The sequence below is a fragment of the Agromyces molybdatiresistens genome (assembly GCF_052748445.2).
Map to the genome: position 1 here is coordinate 1,870,350 of NZ_CM188258.1, position 15,333 is coordinate 1,885,682.

Sequence of the window (15,333 nt, forward strand, 5' to 3'; positions counted from 1 at the left end):
CTAGCTGACGAACTTGATCGCGACCGGGTAGACGTACGGTTCGCCCTGATTCGCCTTGACCGCCGCGATGATGCTGAACACGATCGTGACGATCCAGACGGCGATCGACAGGAAGATGCCGATGACGACCACCCAGAGGATGCCGGCCACCACGTTGGCGATGAGCATCGTGATCTGGAAGTTCAGCGCGGTCGCCGAGTGATCGCGGACGAACTGTCCGCGGTCGCGCAGCACCAGGTAGCCGACGAGGGCCGGCACGAACGAGAAGAAGATGCCGCCGATGTGGATGAGGGTCGCCCACAGCCGCTGGTCCTGAGGGCTCATCGCGACGTTCTGCTCGGGGCCGGGGCCGGGAGCGCCCGGCGGCGGCGGAGGAGTCGAGCCGGGCGGTGGGGGCGGCGGCGGGCCGCCTGCGGGCGGCGTGGGCGGGGTGGGAGGTGGTGCGTCGGACATGATGCGTGCTCCTCTGTGGTCGCGCCCGGACAGGGGACGTCCCCTCATGCTGGCACAGGACGACGCGCCGGTCGAGGGACGTTCGACCGGCGCGTCGGAGGCTCGTCGCGACTACTTGATGAGACGCAGCGCGAAGGGGTAGCGGTAGTGGTTGCCGTCCTTCGCCTGCAGGAACGCGATGATCGAGAAGACCACGCCGAGGATCCACGGGATGTACGTGAGGACGGCGATGAACGCGCCGAACCCGAAGGTCACGACGGTGATGATGGTCGTCAGCACCCAGAGCGCGATGGTGGCGAGCACCAGCGTGATCTGGAAGTTCAGCGCCTCCTTGCCCTCGGTGTTCGTGAACGCACCGCGGTCCTTGAAGACGAGCCAGATGATGAGCGACGGCAGGATGCCGAGGATGCCGCCGAGGTGCGCGAACGAACCCCACTGCACGTCCTGCTCGTGCGAGAGCGGTGCGGCGGGCGCCGGCTGCGGGGCGGCGTTCGGATCCTGCGGAGGGAGGTTGGAGTCGGTCATGGCGGGAGCCTTTCGATGAGGGGAAGCGCACGCGTCGCGGCCGGACGCGGCCGTCGGGGGTGCGGGACGATGGACACGCTATCGGCGCGGCGGACCGACCGGCAACGGTGCAGCCCCTGAATCTCGCGATATGATTAGCAGTCACGTGGGCGGAGTGCCAAGCACGCGTCGTCCGGGTCCGGTCGGTCGAGGGAAGCGAGGATCATGGTCTCCGAGCGCAGTCTCGCCGTGCTCCGCGCGATCGTGCAGGACTACGTCGAGTCCCGCGAGCCGGTCGGCTCGAAGACGATCGTCGAACGCCACCACTTCGGCGTCTCCGCGGCGACGATCCGCAACGACATGGCCCTGCTCGAGGAGGAGGAGCTCATCGCGGCGCCGCACACCTCGTCGGGCCGGATCCCCACCGACAAGGGCTACCGGGTGTTCGTCGACCGGCTCGCCGACATCCGACCCCTCTCGGCGACGCAGCGGCACGCGATCGAGACCTTCCTCGGGGAGTCGAACGACCTCGACGAGCTGCTCGGCCGCACGGTCCGCCTCGTCTCGCAGCTGACGCGCCAGCTCGCCGTGGTTCAGTACCCGAGCTTCGCGCGGGCGCGCGTGCGCCACGTCGAACTCGTCTCGCTCGCGCCGACGCGCGTGCTGTGCATCCTCATCTCCGACAGCGGCCAGGTGGAGCAGCGCCTCGCGGAACTCGACCAGCCGGTCGACGAGTCGACGCTCGCGCGGCTGCGCGACCGCCTGAACGAGGTCGCGGCCGGCCTCACGATGGCGGATGCCGCGACGGCCCTGTCCGCCGAGACCGAGCACGCCGACCGGGCGCACGCCGAGGTCCTCCACACGCTCGCGGCGACCCTCGCCGACCAGGCGAAGATCACACGCTCCGACCGGCTCGTCGTCGCCGGCGCCGCGAACCTCGTGCGCACCGAGCAGGACTTCGCCGGCAACATCCTCGGCGTCATGGAGGCCATCGAGGAGCAGGTCGTCATCCTCCGGCTCTTCGGCGAGATGGCCGCCGACGACGGCATCGCCGTGCGCATCGGCCGCGAGAACGCCGCATACGGGCTCGGCGACACCTCGGTGGTGTCGACGTCCTTCGCCGTCCCCGGCCGCGACGTGTCGCGGCTCGGCGTCGTGGGACCCACGCGCATGGACTACTCCCAGAGCATGGCCGCGGTCCGCGCGGTCGCCCGCTACCTCTCCCGCACGCTCGGCGAGAGCTGAACCGCACGGGCCGCCCCGCGGCATCCGTCACCGGCAATCGAAAGGAACCCGCCTCACGTGGCCGACCACTACGAGGTCCTCGGCGTCGCACGCGACGCCTCCCCGGACGAGATCAAGAAGGCGTACCGCCGGCTCGCACGCGAGCTCCACCCCGACGTGAACCCCGGCGCCGAGGCGTCCGAGCGGTTCAAGGAGGTCACGCACGCGTACGACGTGCTCTCCGACCCCAAGCAGCGCCAGCAGTACGACCTCGGCGGCCAGGCCGGGTTCGGCGGTGCCGGCGGCGGATTCGGCGGGTTCGGCGACATCTTCGAGACGTTCTTCGGCGCGGGGCAGACGAGCCGCGGCCCGCGGTCCCGCCGCGAGCGCGGCCAGGACGCGCTGATCCGGCTGGAGGTCGGGCTCGACGACGTGATCTTCGGCACGCACCGCGACCTCGAGGTCGACACGGCCGTCGTGTGCGAGACGTGCCACGGCTCGTGCTGCAAGCCCGGCACCTCGCCCGTCAGATGCGACATCTGCGGCGGCAGCGGCCACATCCAGCGCGCGGTGCGCTCGCTGCTCGGCAACGTGATGACCTCGAGCCCGTGCGGATCGTGCCGCGGCTACGGCACCATCATCGCGACCCCGTGCGTGACCTGCCAGGGGCAGGGGCGGGTGCGTGCGCGCCGCACGGTCCCGATCGACGTGCCCGCGGGCGTCGACACGGGCGTGCGACTGCAGATGCCGGGTTCCGGCGAGGCGGGCCCCGCCGGCGGGCCGAACGGCGACCTGTACCTCGAGATCAAGGTGAGGAACCACGAGGTGTTCAGCCGCAACGGCGACGACCTGCTCTGCACGCTCGAGGTGCAGATGACGGATGCCGTGCTCGGCACCTCCACGAAGGTGGCGGCGCTCGACGGCGACGTCGACCTCGAGCTGAAGCCCGGCGTGCAGTCGGGCGAGATCCTGACGGTGAAGGACCGCGGCATCACGCACCTGCGCGGCAGCGGCCGCGGCGACCTCAAGGTCGCGGTGCACGTGGTCACCCCGACCAAGCTCAGCCACAGGGAGCGGGAGCTCGTCGAGCAGCTGGCCAAGCAGCGCAAGGCGCAGCCGCCGCAGCTCGGGCACTTCCAGCAGGGCCTGTTCGCACGCCTGCGCGACCGGTTCCTGGGCTGAGCACCGGGCGGATGCCGCGATGAGCCACCTCTACCTCGACGAGACGCTCGAGCTCGCCTCGACGGCGCCGGGCGACGCGATCGAACTCGGCGGCGACGAGGCCAGGCACGCGGTGACCGTGTCGCGGCTGCGCGTCGGCGAGGTCGTGTCGATCGGCGACGGCCGGGGGCGCGTGGTGCGCGGACCGGTGACCGCCGCCGAACCGCGCCGGCTCGAGATCGAGGTCGAGACCGTCTCGGACGAGCCCGAGGCCTCGCCTCGGATCACGCTCGTGCAGGCGCTCGCGAAGGGCGACCGCGACGAGCTCGCCGTCCAGGCGGCGACCGAGCTCGGCGTCGACCGGATCGTGCCCTGGTCGGCGACGCGCTCGGTGTCGCGCTGGGAGGGGCCGAAGGCCGAGAAGGGCCGCGCCCGCTGGGCGAGCATCGTCCGGGAGGCCGTGAAGCAGTCCCTCCGCTCGCGCATCCCGGTGGTCGAGCCCGTGACGTCGACCCGGGAGCTGACCGCGCGGCTGCGGGGCGAGCGGATGCTGCTGCTCGTGCCCGGCGCGGAGACCCCCCTCACCGCCATCCGCTCCGACGGTCGCGACCTCGCGCTCGTCGTGGGGCCCGAGGGCGGGATGGACCCTGCGGAGATCGACCGGCTGCACGAGGCGGGCGCCGAGCCCGTGCGGCTCGGCGACCCGGTGCTGCGCACCTCGACCGCCGGCCCCGCCGCGATCGCCGTGCTGTCGGTCGCGCTCGGGCGGTGGTGAGCCATCCGTCGCTACGATGGAGGGATGAGCGGAACGGTGGAGCCCACGGTCTTCGAGCGCATCGCCGCGGGCGAGATCCCCGCGAGGATGGTCGCCGAGACCGACCGCGTGATCGCGTTCCACGACATCGCACCGCAGGCGCCGGTCCACGTGATCGTGACGCCGCGCGACGGTCGGCACCGCGACGTCGTCGAACTCGCCGCCGACGATCCCGAGCTGCTCGCCGAGCTCGTCTCCGTGGCCAAGGGCATCGCCGACGAGCTCGCCGACGGGGAGTTCCGCCTCGTCTTCAACACCGGCCCGGAGGCCGGCCAGACCGTGTTCCACGTGCACGCCCACGTCCTGGCGGGCGGCCTCAGGGAGGGATCGCTTGGCGGCTGACGACGCGGGGGACCTCCCGCTCACCGGATCCGAGACCCGCTCCGACGAGGAGCGACTGCAGATCGACGGCATCGCCATGGTGCGGCTCCTCGGGCCGCAGGACCGCCTCCTCACGACGATCGAACGGGAGTATCCCGGGGTCGACGTGCACGTGCGCGGCAACGAGATCGCCATCCGCGGAGAGGCGGAGGACCGCCTGCGCGTCCGCCGCCTCGTCGAGGAGCTCCTGGAGCTCGTCCGCGGCGGCGGCGACCCGACACCCATCGAAGTGAGGAGCTCCGCCCGCATGCTCGACGCCGATCCGAATGCCCGACCGTCGGAACAGCTCGGCCAGGTCATCGTCTCCAGCCGGGGCAAGTCCATCCGGCCGAAGACCGAGGGCCAGCGCGCCTACGTCGACGCGATCGACGAGCACACCATCGTGTTCGGCATCGGACCGGCCGGCACGGGAAAGACCTACCTCGCGATGGCGAAGGCCGTCCAGGCGCTCCAGCGCAAGGAGGTCAACCGGATCATCCTCACCCGACCCGCCGTCGAGGCGGGGGAGCGGCTCGGATTCCTGCCGGGCACCCTCACCGAGAAGATCGACCCGTACCTGCGTCCGCTCTACGACGCATTGAACGAGATGATGGACCCCGAGGTCGTGCCGAAGCTGCTGGCGACCGGCACGGTCGAGGTGGCGCCGCTGGCGTACATGCGCGGCCGCACGCTCAACGACTCGTTCGTGGTGCTCGACGAGGCGCAGAACACGACGCCCGAGCAGATGAAGATGTTCCTCACGCGGCTCGGCTTCGGCTCGAAGATGGTCGTGACCGGCGATATCACGCAGGTCGACCTGCCGGGCGGGTCGAGCGGGCTCCGCCTCGTCACGCGGATCCTCGACGGCGTCGAGGACATCCACTTCGCGCGGCTCACGAGCGACGACGTCGTCCGCCACACGCTGGTCGGCCGGATCGTCGACGCGTACACCGAGTACGACCAGCGCTCGCAGGCGCAGCGATACGAGCGGGAGCAGGCGCGCGAGTTCGCCAACCGCGCCGAGCGCCGCGGCGCCGAGCGGCGCAGCGCGCCGGGCCCCCGTGACCACCTTCCGAGGAAGAGGCAGCCGTGAGCATCGAGATCAACAACGAGTCGTCCATCGAGGTCGACGAGTCGGCGCTCCAGCGCCTCGCGGTCTACGCGCTCGACACGATGCACGTGCACGCCGACGCCGAGCTCGCGATCGTCCTCGTCGACGAGGGCGCGATGGAGCAGCTTCACGTCCAGTGGATGGACGAGCCCGGCCCCACCGACGTGCTGAGCTTCCCGATGGACGAGCTGCGCCCCGGCACCGCCGACGAACCGGCGCCGCCCGGTCTCCTCGGCGACGTCGTGCTCTGCCCGCAGGTCGCCGAGACGCAGGCGAGGGCCGCCGGGCACGCCCTGCTCGACGAGCTGCTGCTGCTCACGACGCACGGCATCCTCCACCTGCTCGGCTTCGACCACGCCGAACCCGACGAGGAGAAGGAGATGTTCGGGATCCAGCGCGACATCCTCGTCGGCTTCTCGATGCAGGAGCGCCGCCGCTGACCATGCTGCCCTGGCTCTTCCTCGCGGCCGCCCTCGTCCTCGTCGGATTCGGCGGCCTCATGGCCGCCGTCGACTCCGCGATCGGCGTGACCTCGCGCGCCGACCTCGTCGACCTCGCGATCGGCGCGCGTGCCCGCCGCTCACTGCTCGCGATCGCGGAGGACACCGGCGCCCACGTCAACGCGGTGAACTTCATGCGCATCCTCGCGGAGACGACCGCGGCCGTGCTCGTCACGCTCGCCTTCACGTTCTTCATCGACGAGGTGTGGCTGGTCCTGCTCGTCTCCGCCGCGGTGATGACGGCGGTCTCGTTCGTGCTGGTGGGCGCGAGCCCCCGGAGCGTGGGACGCGCCCACCCGGGCACGGTGCTGCGGCTCTCCGCCCCGCTCGTCCGCTTCGTGCGCGTGCTGCTCGGCCCCTTCGCGAACGCGCTCGTCTCCCTCGGCAACCGCGTGACGCCCGGCCGGATCCGCTTCGCGGGCGTCTCGAGCGAGGAGCAGCTGCTCAGCATGGTCGACGAGGCCACCGAGCTCGAGGTGCTGGAGCAGGCCGACCGCGAGCTCATCCACTCGGTGTTCGAGTTCAGCGACACGCTCGTGCGCGAGGTCATGGTGCCGCGCACCGACATGGTCACGATCGAGTCGACCGCGCACCTGCCGCAGGCGATGGCGCTGTTCCTCAAGGAGGGCTACTCGCGCATCCCGGTCATCGACCGCGAGGTGGACGACATCGTCGGCGTGCTCTACCTGCGCGACCTCGCCCGGCTCGGCTTCGAGCGCCCGCTCGACGCGGCGACGCTGACCGTCTCGGATCTCGCGCGCCCGGCGGCGTTCGTGCCGGAGTCGATGCGCGCCGATGCGCTGCTCCGCCAGATGCAGCTCGAGTCGAACCACCTCGCGATCGTCGTCGACGAGTACGGCGGCATCGCGGGCCTCGTCACGCTCGAGGACCTGATCGAGGAACTCGTCGGCGACATCTCCGACGAGTACGACCGCGAGGCGGCCCAGGTCGAGGACCTCGGCGGGGGGCGATTCCGGGTGAACGCGCGCCTGGCCGTCGACGAGCTCGGCGAGCTGTTCGGCCTCGACCTCGAGGACGAGGACGTCGACTCGGTGGGCGGCCTGCTCGCCAAGGAGCTCGGCCGACTCCCGGTCCGAGGCGACCGCGCGAGCGTCAGCGGGCTGCTGCTCGAGGCCGAGCGCACGGAGGGTCGTCGCAAGCGCATCGCGACGATCCTCGTCGAGGCCGACCAGGCCCTGATCGACGTCCGCGCGGCATTCGCCGACGAGGAGCCGGCCACCCACGAGGAGATGCACCGATGACCGAGTACCGCGCCGGATTCGTCTCCTTCGTGGGCCGTCCGAACGTCGGCAAGTCCACGCTCACCAACGCCCTGGTCGGCGAGAAGGTCGCGATCACGAGCTCGAAGCCGCAGACGACGCGACGCGCCATCCGGGGCATCGTGCACCGCGACCACGGCCAGCTGATCGTCGTCGACACACCGGGCCTGCACCGCCCGCGCACGCTCCTCGGCGAGCGCCTGAACTCGCTCGTGCAGACCACGCTGGGCGACGTCGACGTGATCGGCTTCTGCGTGCCGGCCAACGAGGCGATCGGCCCCGGCGACCGCTACATCAACGACCAGCTCGAGCAGTACCCGCGTGCGAAGAAGGTCGCGATCGTGACCAAGACGGATGCCACGGGCAAGGCCAAGGTCGCCGAGCAGCTGCTCGCGGTCTCGCAGCTGCGCGAGTGGGACGCGATCATCCCGGTGTCCGCGCCGAAGGGCGAGCAGCTCGACGTGCTGGTCGACGAGCTGCTGCAGCTCATGCCGGAGTCGGAGCATCCGCTCTACCCGGCCGAGACCACGACCGACGAGGACACGGCCGAGCGGATCGCCGAGTACGTGCGCGAGGCCGCGCTCGAGGGCGTCTCCGACGAGCTGCCGCACTCGATCGCCGTCACGGTCGACGACATGATCGAACGCGACGGCAAGGACCTGCTGGAGATCTACGCCAACCTGTACGTCGAGCGCGACAGCCAGAAGGGCATCATCATCGGCAAGGGCGGTTCGCGCCTCCGCGAGGTCGGCGAGCGGGCGCGCGCCGAGATCGAGGCGCTGCTCGGCCGCAGGGTGTACCTCGCCCTCCACGTCAAGGTCGCGAAGGACTGGCAGCGCGATCCCAAGCAGCTCGGTCGGCTCGGGTTCTGATCCTCCGCGCGGCCGCTCAGCTCGATCGGCGGCGCACGCGATAGCGCACGTGGAGCACCCGCTCGCCCCGGATCACCACGTCGGGATCCTCCAACAGGTGCTGCGCGTCGACCGACCCGAAGTAGCGGGTGCCGGACCCGAAGACGACGGGGACGACGTCCATGCGCACCTCGTCGACCAGGCCGGCGGCGAGCGCCTGGCCGCCGACGTCGCCGGCGGCGACCTCGACGATGCGATCGCCCGCGAGCTGCTGCGCCGTGGCTACGGCGGCCTCGATGCCGTCGACGAAGTGGAACGGCGCATCGGGGTTCCAGCCGTCGGGCGCCGGCCGGTGGGTCACGACGACCACGTGGTCGACGCCGCTCGGAGGCGTCCCGTCCCAGCCGTCCGTCAGATCGAACACGTGGCGGCCGGCGACGGTCACGCCGACCCCGTCCCAGTACGGCCTGACGTAGTCGTAGGAGGCCTGCGACACCCGCAGCACGCCGCTGTCGTCCAACGGGACGTCGCCGCCGAGCAACCAGTCGAACAGCGGTCCGGGCTGGTCGTGCTCGTCCGCGATGAAGCCGTCGACGGACACCGAGGCGTACATCACCACCTTGCCCACGGGTGCTCCTCTGCTGTGCGTGCCCCCACGGTAGCGCGTGGGTCCTCGACCATCCAGCGATCGATCGATCGAATTGACGGGGGCCGCCGCCGGCCGGGCGGGTGAACCGCACGCTCGCGGCGAACGGGCGCGGTCGCCCTCGCCCGAGCGTCAGCCTGCAGGATGATTCCCGTCGCCTGACGTCGGCTGGGCTCCACCCGGGGCGTACCGTGGGTCGGTGAGCATCTCGAGCCAGCGGACCACGCTCATCGTCGACGGCATCCTCGCCGCGCTGTTCTTCGCGGTGTGTGCGCTGTACGCGCTGGTGGGCGGCTGGCCCGACCTCGTGGTGGCGGTGCTGTTCTCGGCCGCGCTCGTGCTCCGCCGCGTGGCGCCCGGCGCGGCACTGGTCGTGGCCTGGGTCGCGGCGTGCGCGCAGATGCTCATGCTGCGCGAGCTGCAGCCGGCGGATGCCGCCGTGTTCGCGGTCGTGTACTCCACCTCCGCGCACGGTTCCCTGGCGGTGCGCTGGTGGGGGCTCGGTTCGGCGGGCGCGGGCGCGGTGCTGGTCTCCGCGTACCTGTCCGTGGTCATGCCGATCGTGAACGGCTCCGGCGTCGCGCCGACCGCCGACGCGCTCGGCCGGCTGATGTGGGCCGGTCTCCTGTTCGGCGCCGCGCTGGCGGGGCTCGTGCTCGCCTGGACCATCGGGCTGCTCGTGCGGACCGTCCGCGACTCCCGCGACCAACGCCGGCGAGCCGAGCTCGATCGGAGGGAGCGCGAGCATGCGGAGTACCGGTACGTGGTCGAGCAGGAGCGCTCCCGCATCGCGCGCGACATGCACGACGTCGTCGCGCACTCGCTCGCCGTCGTGATCGCGCAGGCCGACGGCGCGAGATTCGCCGCGCCCACCCGGCCCGCGGCGGCCGTCGAGGCGCTCGAGACGATCTCGGGTGTCGCACGCGGGGCGCTCGGCGACGTACGGCTCCTCCTCGGCGAGCTCAGGCACCGCGAGGGCGAGTCGCCCCAGCCCGCGCTCGACGACCTCGACGACCTCCTCGAGCAGGTGCGTGCCGCCGGGCTCGATGTCCGGCGAACCGACCGCGGCGAGCCGGTGCCGCTCGGCGCGGGCCACCAGATCGCCGTGTACCGGATCGTGCAGGAGGGCCTCACGAACGCGCTCCGGCACGGCGACACCACGGCGCCGGTCCACCTGACGCTCGACTGGAGCCCCGGCGGCGTCGCCGTACAGGTCGAGAACGCGGTCGCGGATGCCGCGGACGGCGCGCCGATCCACGACGCGACGCCCGGCCCCCGCCACGGCATCCCAGGCATGCGCGAGCGGGCCGAGCTCGCAGGCGGCACGTTCGCCGCCGACCTCCACGGCGACGGACGCTTCCGCATCACGGCCCGGATCCCGGCGCAGGCGGCCGCATGAGCGGCATCCGCGTCGCCCTCGTCGACGACCAGGCGCTCTTCCGGGCCGGTATCCGCATGCTCGTCGAGTCGCAACCCGACCTCGTGTTCGCCGGCGACGCCGCCGACGGTCGCGCGGCGATCGCCCTCGCCGAGCGCAGCCGGCCCGACGTGATGCTGATGGACGTGCGGATGCCGCAGCTCGACGGCATCGCGGCGACCGAGCGCATCCTCGCCGACGCCGAGCGCGAGGGCCGGGAGCCGCCGCGCATCCTCGTGCTGACCACGTTCGACCTCGACGAGAACGCCGCGCGTGCGATCCGCGCCGGTGCGAGCGGGTTCGTCCTGAAGGACGCGGATCCCGAGTTCCTGCTGGCCGCCATCCGGACCGTGCACCGAGGCAACGCCGTCATCGCGGCGAACGCGACGCGCGCCCTCATCGCGCACGCGTCACCGGGGAGCGGCCGTCGCCCCGCGCCCGCCGCCTGGGACGACCTCACGGCCCGCGAGCGCGAGATCTTCGCGCTCGCCGCGAAGGGCCTCTCGAACGCGGAGATCGCGGCGGCCGAGTTCCTCAGCGAGGCGACGGTCAAGACGCACCTCAGCCGCGTGCTCGGCAAGCTCGGGCTGCGCGACCGCGTGCAGCTCGTGGTCTTCGCCTACGAGCACGACCTGCCGAGCGGCTGAGGCGCGCCGGTCCAGCATCATCCGAGCGGATGACGAGGGCGCGACGTCCGGCGGACGCGGACGCTCCGGCCACCTCCGTAGCGTCGCGGACATGGAGATCCAACCCTCAGACCTCGGACTCGTCGCCCGCGTCGCCGGCCTCGGCAAGCGCTACGGCTCGGGCGCCGGCACCGTCACCGCACTCGAGAACGTCTCGCTCGGCCTGCGCCGCGGCGAGTTCACCGCCATCATGGGCCCCTCGGGTTCGGGCAAGTCGACGCTCATGCACATCATGGCGGGACTCGACTCGCCGACCGGCGGCCGGGTCTGGCTCGGCGACACCGACATCACCGAGCTCCCGGACGGCGCGCTCACCGTGCTCCGGCGGCGGCGCGTCGGATTCGTCTTCCAGGCGTTCAACCTCGTGCCGACGCTCGACGTCGAGGGCAACATCCTGCTGCCGTTCGAGCTCGACGGGCGCCGCCCGAACCGGGAGGAGCGCGCCGAGATCGACGCGCTGATCGATCGCCTCGGACTCGCCGACCGGCTCCGGCACCGGCCGCACGAGCTGTCGGGCGGGCAGCAGCAGCGGGTCGCGATCGCGCGGGCGCTCGCGACCCGCCCCGACCTCGTCTTCGCTGACGAGCCGACCGGCAACCTCGACTCGCGGACCGGCCGGGAGGTGCTCGCGCTCCTCGCCGATGCGAGCCGCGATCGCGGGCAGTCGATCGCGATGGTCACGCACGATCCGATCGCGGCGAGTCACGCCGACCGGATCCTCTTCCTCGCCGACGGGCGGATCGTCCGCGACGCGCAGCGCACCGGCGCGGAGGAGATCGCGACCTACATGCTCTCGATGGAGCGTGCCGCATGACGACCCGGCTCCGCACCGAGCACGGTCCGACACTGGTCGTCGCGACGCTCGCCTCGACCTTCGGCGTGGCGCTCCTGCAGGTCACCGGCTACCTCGGCTCGGCGATGCGCGCCGACGACGTCACCGGGTCGAGCGGCACGGTCGCGCTGATGCTCGCGATCATCGCCTGGGTGTTCATCGTCATCGCGGTGTACGTCAGCGGGGTCGTGACGGCGAACACCGTCGCGACGGTCGTGGCCGGCCGGACTCGCCAGATCGCCCTGCTGCGCCTCCTCGGCTCGACCGCCCGCGCGCAGCGCGGCGCGATCGCCCGTGAGGGGCTCGCGATCGGCGCGATCGGCGCCGTGCTCGGACTCGTCATCGGCACGCTCGTCGCGATCGGGCTCGCCGAGTGGGCGGCCGCGGCCGACGTACTGCCGAGGACCGACCACGCGTGGGCCGACCCGGCCGTGCTCCCGCCGGCGATCGCCGCGATCCTGACCACGTGGCTCGCCGCATGGGCGGGCTCCCGGCGTGTGCTCGCGGTGCGCCCCTCGGAGGCGCTCGGCAACTCGGCGGCGCGCTCCCAGGACGAGCTCGCATCGCGGCGCGGGCGCACCGCGACCGCGGTCACGCTCGCGATCATCGGCACGCTGCTGCTCCTCGCGGGCGTCGCGCTCGGCCTCGTCACGCCGCTCGGCGTGCTCGTCGGGCTCGCCGGAGGCGTGCTGTCCTTCACCGGCATCGTGCTCGGCGCGCACGTGATCATGCCGCCGATCCTGCGGATGGTCGGCCGGACACTCGGCGCATCGCCGTCGGCCCGGCTCGCGGCCGAGAACGCCGTGCGCCACCCCGAACGGAGCTCGCGCATGACGATCGGGCTGGTCATCGGCGTGACCCTCGTCACGATGTTCGCCGTCGCCATGGAGTCGTACCGCGACCTGCTCCTCTCCGCGACGGACGACCGGCCCGAGCTCCGGGCCGCGCTCGAGCAGATGGTGTCCGCGACCGTCGCCGTGTTCGGCGTCCTCATCGGGTTCAGCGCGCTCATCGCGGCCGTCGGACTCGTGAACACCCTCTCCCTCAGCGTGCTGCAGCGCACCCGCGAGCTCGGCCTCCTCCGCGCGCTGGGCTTCGAGCAGCGGCAGCTGCGCACGATGGTGCTCGCCGAGGCGGCCGCGCTCACCGCCGCCGCGACGGTCACCGGCCTCGTGCTCGGCATGTTCTACGGGTGGGCGGGTGCCCAGGCGATGCTCGGCAGCGTCCAGGGCGAGCCGCTCGTCATCCTGCCGTCGATCCCGTGGGGCGTGGTCGGCGTGCTGGTCGTGGCCGCCGGGGTGCTCACCCTCGTCGCCTCGATCGCGCCGTCGCGCCGCGCGACGTCGGTCTCGCCGGTCGCGGCGCTCGCGATCGAGTGAGGCCGAGCGGATGACGCGTGGCGGGTGCCGGGCCATGGGGGGCGGCACCCGCCACCGGCGTGCCCGGACCGCCCGCGGCATCCGTCGTCATGGTTGCGCCCGACCGCGCGGGCGGTGTTAGCCTAGGTCCGTGCTTCACGGCCTGCTTCTCCTTAGCTGCCGCAGCGAGTCCTAGTTCACAGGCCTCCCTCGCTGCGGAGTTCGTCGTCGGCTGAAAACCCGGAAGAGCGAGAAGAGCACCCCATGCAGAACCATCAGAAGCCGTCCCCGATGCCCGTCCATCGGTATCGCCCGTTCCACGAGCAGATCCGCGTCGACCTGCCGGATCGGACGTGGCCGTCTCAGCGCATCGAGCGGGCCCCGCGCTGGTGCGCGGTCGACCTGCGCGACGGGAACCAGGCGCTCATCGACCCGATGAGCCCCGAGCGCAAGCGCATCATGTTCGACCTGCTCGTGAAGATGGGCTACAAGGAGATCGAGGTCGGCTTCCCGAGCGCCAGCCAGACCGACTTCGACTTCGTGCGCAGCCTCATCGACGAGGGCGCGATCCCCGACGACGTGACGATCCAGGTGCTGACGCAGGCGCGCGACCACCTCATCGAGCGCACGTACGAGTCGATCCGCGGCGCGAAGCAGGCGATCGTGCACCTCTACAACTCGACGAGCGTGCTGCAGCGCGAGGTCGTGTTCCGCACCGACCGGCAGGGCATCATCGACATCGCCCTGCACGGCGCGCGGAAGTGCCGCGAGATGGAGGCGACCGTGCCCGGCACGACCGTCTACTACGAGTACTCGCCCGAGAGCTACACCGGCACCGAGCTCGAGTTCGCGGTCGACGTCTGCAACCGGGTCCTCGAGATCCTCGAGCCCACCCCCGAGCGGAAGGTCATCATCAACCTGCCCGCGACGGTCGAGATGGCGACCCCCAACGTCTACGCCGACTCGATCGAGTGGATGTCGCGCCACCTGGCCCACCGCGAGAACGTGCTCCTCTCGCTGCACCCGCACAACGACCGCGGCACCGCGATCGCGGCGGCCGAACTCGGCTACATGGCCGGCGCCGACCGCATCGAGGGCTGCCTCTTCGGCAACGGCGAGCGCACCGGCAACGTCGACCTCGTCGCCCTCGCGATGAACCTGTTCACGCAGGGCATCGACCCGCAGGTCGACCTGTCCGACATGGACGAGGTCAAGCGCACCGCCGAGTACTGCAACCAGCTGCCCGTGCCCGAGCGCAGCCCGTGGGCGGGCGACCTCGTCTACACCGCGTTCTCCGGCTCGCACCAGGATGCGATCAAGAAGGGCTTCGAGGCCATGGAGGCCAGGGCCTCCGACCGCGGCGTCTCGGTCGACGACCTGGTCTGGGCCGTCCCGTACCTGCCCGTCGACCCGAAGGACATCGGTCGCAACTACGAGGCCGTGATCCGCGTGAACTCGCAGTCGGGCAAGGGCGGCGTCGCGTACCTGCTGAAGACCGACCACTCGCTCGACCTGCCGCGCCGACTCCAGATCGAGTTCTCCGGCGTCGTGCAGGCGAAGACCGATGCCGAGGGCGGCGAGGTCACGAGCGACCAGATCTGGTCGATCTTCACTGACGAGTACCTGCCGGCGCCGCAGGAGCGTCCCGACGAGAAGTGGGGCCGGTTCGAGCTCCTGTCGATGCGCAGCGAGAGCGACCTGACCGGCGAGGTGCGCGTGCGCGTCGGCCTCCGCGACGGCGACGAGCGCGTCGACGCCGACGGCTCCGGCAACGGGCCGGTCGCGGCGTTCCTCTCGGTGCTCGCGGCCGAGGGCGTCGACGTCCGGGTGCTCGACTACAGCGAGCACGCCATGTCGGCCGGCGGCGACGCGATCGCCGCGGCCTACGTCGAGTGCCAGGTCGGGGGTCGCACGCTGTGGGGCGTCGGCATCGACGCCGACATCTCGACGGCGTCGCTCAAGGCCGTCGTGTCGGCCGTGAACCGCGCGCTCCGCGCGGTGCGCGTGCGCGAGGAGGCCCAGGAGCCCGCCCTGGCCTGATCCAGCCGTGCGCGGGCGGATGCGGCATCCGTCCTCGCCCGCCGGCGATCACGCGGCGCCGTCGGCGCGACGCGCGACGCGGACGTCTCCGGCCGG

The 15,333-nt window shown here is 71.9% G+C and carries 16 protein-coding genes; 13 read left to right on the forward strand and 3 right to left on the reverse strand.

What is annotated here, in order from left to right; translation table 11 throughout:
• Together ACULK2_RS08625 and ACULK2_RS08630 are read right to left on the reverse strand one after the other, a co-directional pair.
• A complete protein-coding gene (locus tag ACULK2_RS08625; RefSeq protein ID WP_445969556.1) occupies positions 1–324 on the reverse strand; it encodes a DUF4870 domain-containing protein in 324 nt (107 codons plus the stop codon).
• A gap of 240 nt (positions 325–564) precedes the next feature.
• Complete coding sequence (locus ACULK2_RS08630) at positions 565–978, reverse strand: DUF4870 domain-containing protein (RefSeq protein ID WP_445969555.1); 414 nt, start codon at positions 976–978, stop codon at positions 565–567.
• A 204-nt stretch (positions 979–1,182) separates the two neighbouring features.
• Here ACULK2_RS08630 and hrcA point away from each other — a divergent pair, with 204 nt between their 5' ends.
• The 8 genes from hrcA to era all read left to right on the forward strand — a co-directional run bounded on the left by hrcA (position 1,183) and on the right by era (position 8,279).
• Positions 1,183–2,202 (forward strand): heat-inducible transcriptional repressor HrcA, encoded by a 1,020-nt coding sequence (hrcA, locus tag ACULK2_RS08635; RefSeq protein WP_445969554.1) that lies wholly within the window; start codon positions 1,183–1,185, stop codon positions 2,200–2,202.
• 57 nt (positions 2,203–2,259) lie between these two features.
• Positions 2,260–3,363 carry a molecular chaperone DnaJ gene (dnaJ, locus tag ACULK2_RS08640; RefSeq protein ID WP_445969553.1) on the forward strand — a complete coding sequence of 368 codons (1,104 nt, stop codon included), beginning with the start codon at positions 2,260–2,262 and terminating at the stop codon, positions 3,361–3,363.
• 19 nt (positions 3,364–3,382) lie between these two features.
• Positions 3,383–4,117 (forward strand): 16S rRNA (uracil(1498)-N(3))-methyltransferase, encoded by a 735-nt coding sequence (locus tag ACULK2_RS08645; RefSeq protein WP_445969552.1) that lies wholly within the window; start codon positions 3,383–3,385, stop codon positions 4,115–4,117.
• Positions 4,118–4,141: 24 nt separating this feature from the next.
• Positions 4,142–4,498 carry an HIT domain-containing protein gene (locus ACULK2_RS08650; protein ID WP_445969551.1) on the forward strand — a complete coding sequence of 119 codons (357 nt, stop codon included), beginning with the start codon at positions 4,142–4,144 and terminating at the stop codon, positions 4,496–4,498.
• A 76-nt stretch (positions 4,499–4,574) separates the two neighbouring features.
• Complete coding sequence (locus ACULK2_RS08655; protein ID WP_445969683.1) at positions 4,575–5,609, forward strand: PhoH family protein; 1,035 nt, start codon at positions 4,575–4,577, stop codon at positions 5,607–5,609.
• Positions 5,606–6,067 (forward strand): rRNA maturation RNase YbeY, encoded by a 462-nt coding sequence (gene ybeY / locus ACULK2_RS08660; RefSeq protein ID WP_445969550.1) that lies wholly within the window; start codon positions 5,606–5,608, stop codon positions 6,065–6,067. Before ACULK2_RS08655 ends, ybeY begins: the two co-directional genes overlap by 4 nt.
• 2 nt (positions 6,068–6,069) lie before the next feature.
• The gene (locus tag ACULK2_RS08665) at positions 6,070–7,389 is read left to right on the forward strand and encodes a hemolysin family protein (protein ID WP_445969549.1); all 1,320 of its coding nucleotides are present in this window, start codon (positions 6,070–6,072) and stop codon (positions 7,387–7,389) included.
• Positions 7,386–8,279 (forward strand): GTPase Era, encoded by an 894-nt coding sequence (gene era / locus ACULK2_RS08670; protein ID WP_445969548.1) that lies wholly within the window; start codon positions 7,386–7,388, stop codon positions 8,277–8,279. Before ACULK2_RS08665 ends, era begins: the two co-directional genes overlap by 4 nt.
• A gap of 16 nt (positions 8,280–8,295) precedes the next feature.
• Here the strand turns inward: era and ACULK2_RS08675 are convergent, their stop codons facing one another.
• Entirely contained in the window at positions 8,296–8,886 is a 591-nt protein-coding gene (locus ACULK2_RS08675; protein ID WP_445969547.1) for a dihydrofolate reductase family protein, read from the reverse strand.
• Between the two features lie 217 nt (positions 8,887–9,103).
• Between ACULK2_RS08675 and ACULK2_RS08680 the strand changes: the two genes are divergently transcribed.
• From ACULK2_RS08680 to leuA, 5 genes are all read left to right on the forward strand, one after another.
• Positions 9,104–10,303: a sensor histidine kinase gene (locus ACULK2_RS08680; protein ID WP_445969546.1), complete on the forward strand. Its 1,200-nt coding sequence runs from the start codon at positions 9,104–9,106 to the stop codon at positions 10,301–10,303.
• Positions 10,300–10,968, forward strand: coding sequence for a response regulator (locus ACULK2_RS08685; RefSeq protein ID WP_445969545.1), 669 nt, complete (start codon positions 10,300–10,302; stop codon positions 10,966–10,968). The genes ACULK2_RS08680 and ACULK2_RS08685 overlap by 4 nt, the downstream gene beginning before the upstream one ends.
• 91 nt (positions 10,969–11,059) lie before the next feature.
• Complete coding sequence (locus tag ACULK2_RS08690) at positions 11,060–11,821, forward strand: ABC transporter ATP-binding protein (protein WP_445969544.1); 762 nt, start codon at positions 11,060–11,062, stop codon at positions 11,819–11,821.
• Positions 11,818–13,218 (forward strand): ABC transporter permease, encoded by a 1,401-nt coding sequence (locus tag ACULK2_RS08695; protein ID WP_445969543.1) that lies wholly within the window; start codon positions 11,818–11,820, stop codon positions 13,216–13,218. The genes ACULK2_RS08690 and ACULK2_RS08695 overlap by 4 nt, the downstream gene beginning before the upstream one ends.
• A gap of 243 nt (positions 13,219–13,461) precedes the next feature.
• The gene (leuA, locus tag ACULK2_RS08700; protein WP_445969542.1) at positions 13,462–15,237 is read left to right on the forward strand and encodes a 2-isopropylmalate synthase; all 1,776 of its coding nucleotides are present in this window, start codon (positions 13,462–13,464) and stop codon (positions 15,235–15,237) included.
• Positions 15,238–15,333: the final 96 nt, after the last annotated feature.

Coding starts and splice junctions, on each gene's coding strand:
- ACULK2_RS08625 (WP_445969556.1), bottom strand. CDS start 324: ATGAGCCCTCAGGACCAGCGGCTGTGGGCGACCCTCATCCACATCGGC.
- ACULK2_RS08630 (WP_445969555.1), bottom strand. CDS start 978: ATGACCGACTCCAACCTCCCTCCGCAGGATCCGAACGCCGCCCCGCAG.
- hrcA (WP_445969554.1), top strand. CDS start 1,183: ATGGTCTCCGAGCGCAGTCTCGCCGTGCTCCGCGCGATCGTGCAGGAC.
- ACULK2_RS08645 (WP_445969552.1), top strand. CDS start 3,383: ATGAGCCACCTCTACCTCGACGAGACGCTCGAGCTCGCCTCGACGGCG.
- ACULK2_RS08650 (WP_445969551.1), top strand. CDS start 4,142: ATGAGCGGAACGGTGGAGCCCACGGTCTTCGAGCGCATCGCCGCGGGC.
- ACULK2_RS08655 (WP_445969683.1), top strand. CDS start 4,575: ATGGTGCGGCTCCTCGGGCCGCAGGACCGCCTCCTCACGACGATCGAA.
- ACULK2_RS08665 (WP_445969549.1), top strand. CDS start 6,070: ATGCTGCCCTGGCTCTTCCTCGCGGCCGCCCTCGTCCTCGTCGGATTC.
- era (WP_445969548.1), top strand. CDS start 7,386: ATGACCGAGTACCGCGCCGGATTCGTCTCCTTCGTGGGCCGTCCGAAC.
- ACULK2_RS08685 (WP_445969545.1), top strand. CDS start 10,300: ATGAGCGGCATCCGCGTCGCCCTCGTCGACGACCAGGCGCTCTTCCGG.
- ACULK2_RS08690 (WP_445969544.1), top strand. CDS start 11,060: ATGGAGATCCAACCCTCAGACCTCGGACTCGTCGCCCGCGTCGCCGGC.
- ACULK2_RS08695 (WP_445969543.1), top strand. CDS start 11,818: ATGACGACCCGGCTCCGCACCGAGCACGGTCCGACACTGGTCGTCGCG.
- leuA (WP_445969542.1), top strand. CDS start 13,462: ATGCAGAACCATCAGAAGCCGTCCCCGATGCCCGTCCATCGGTATCGC.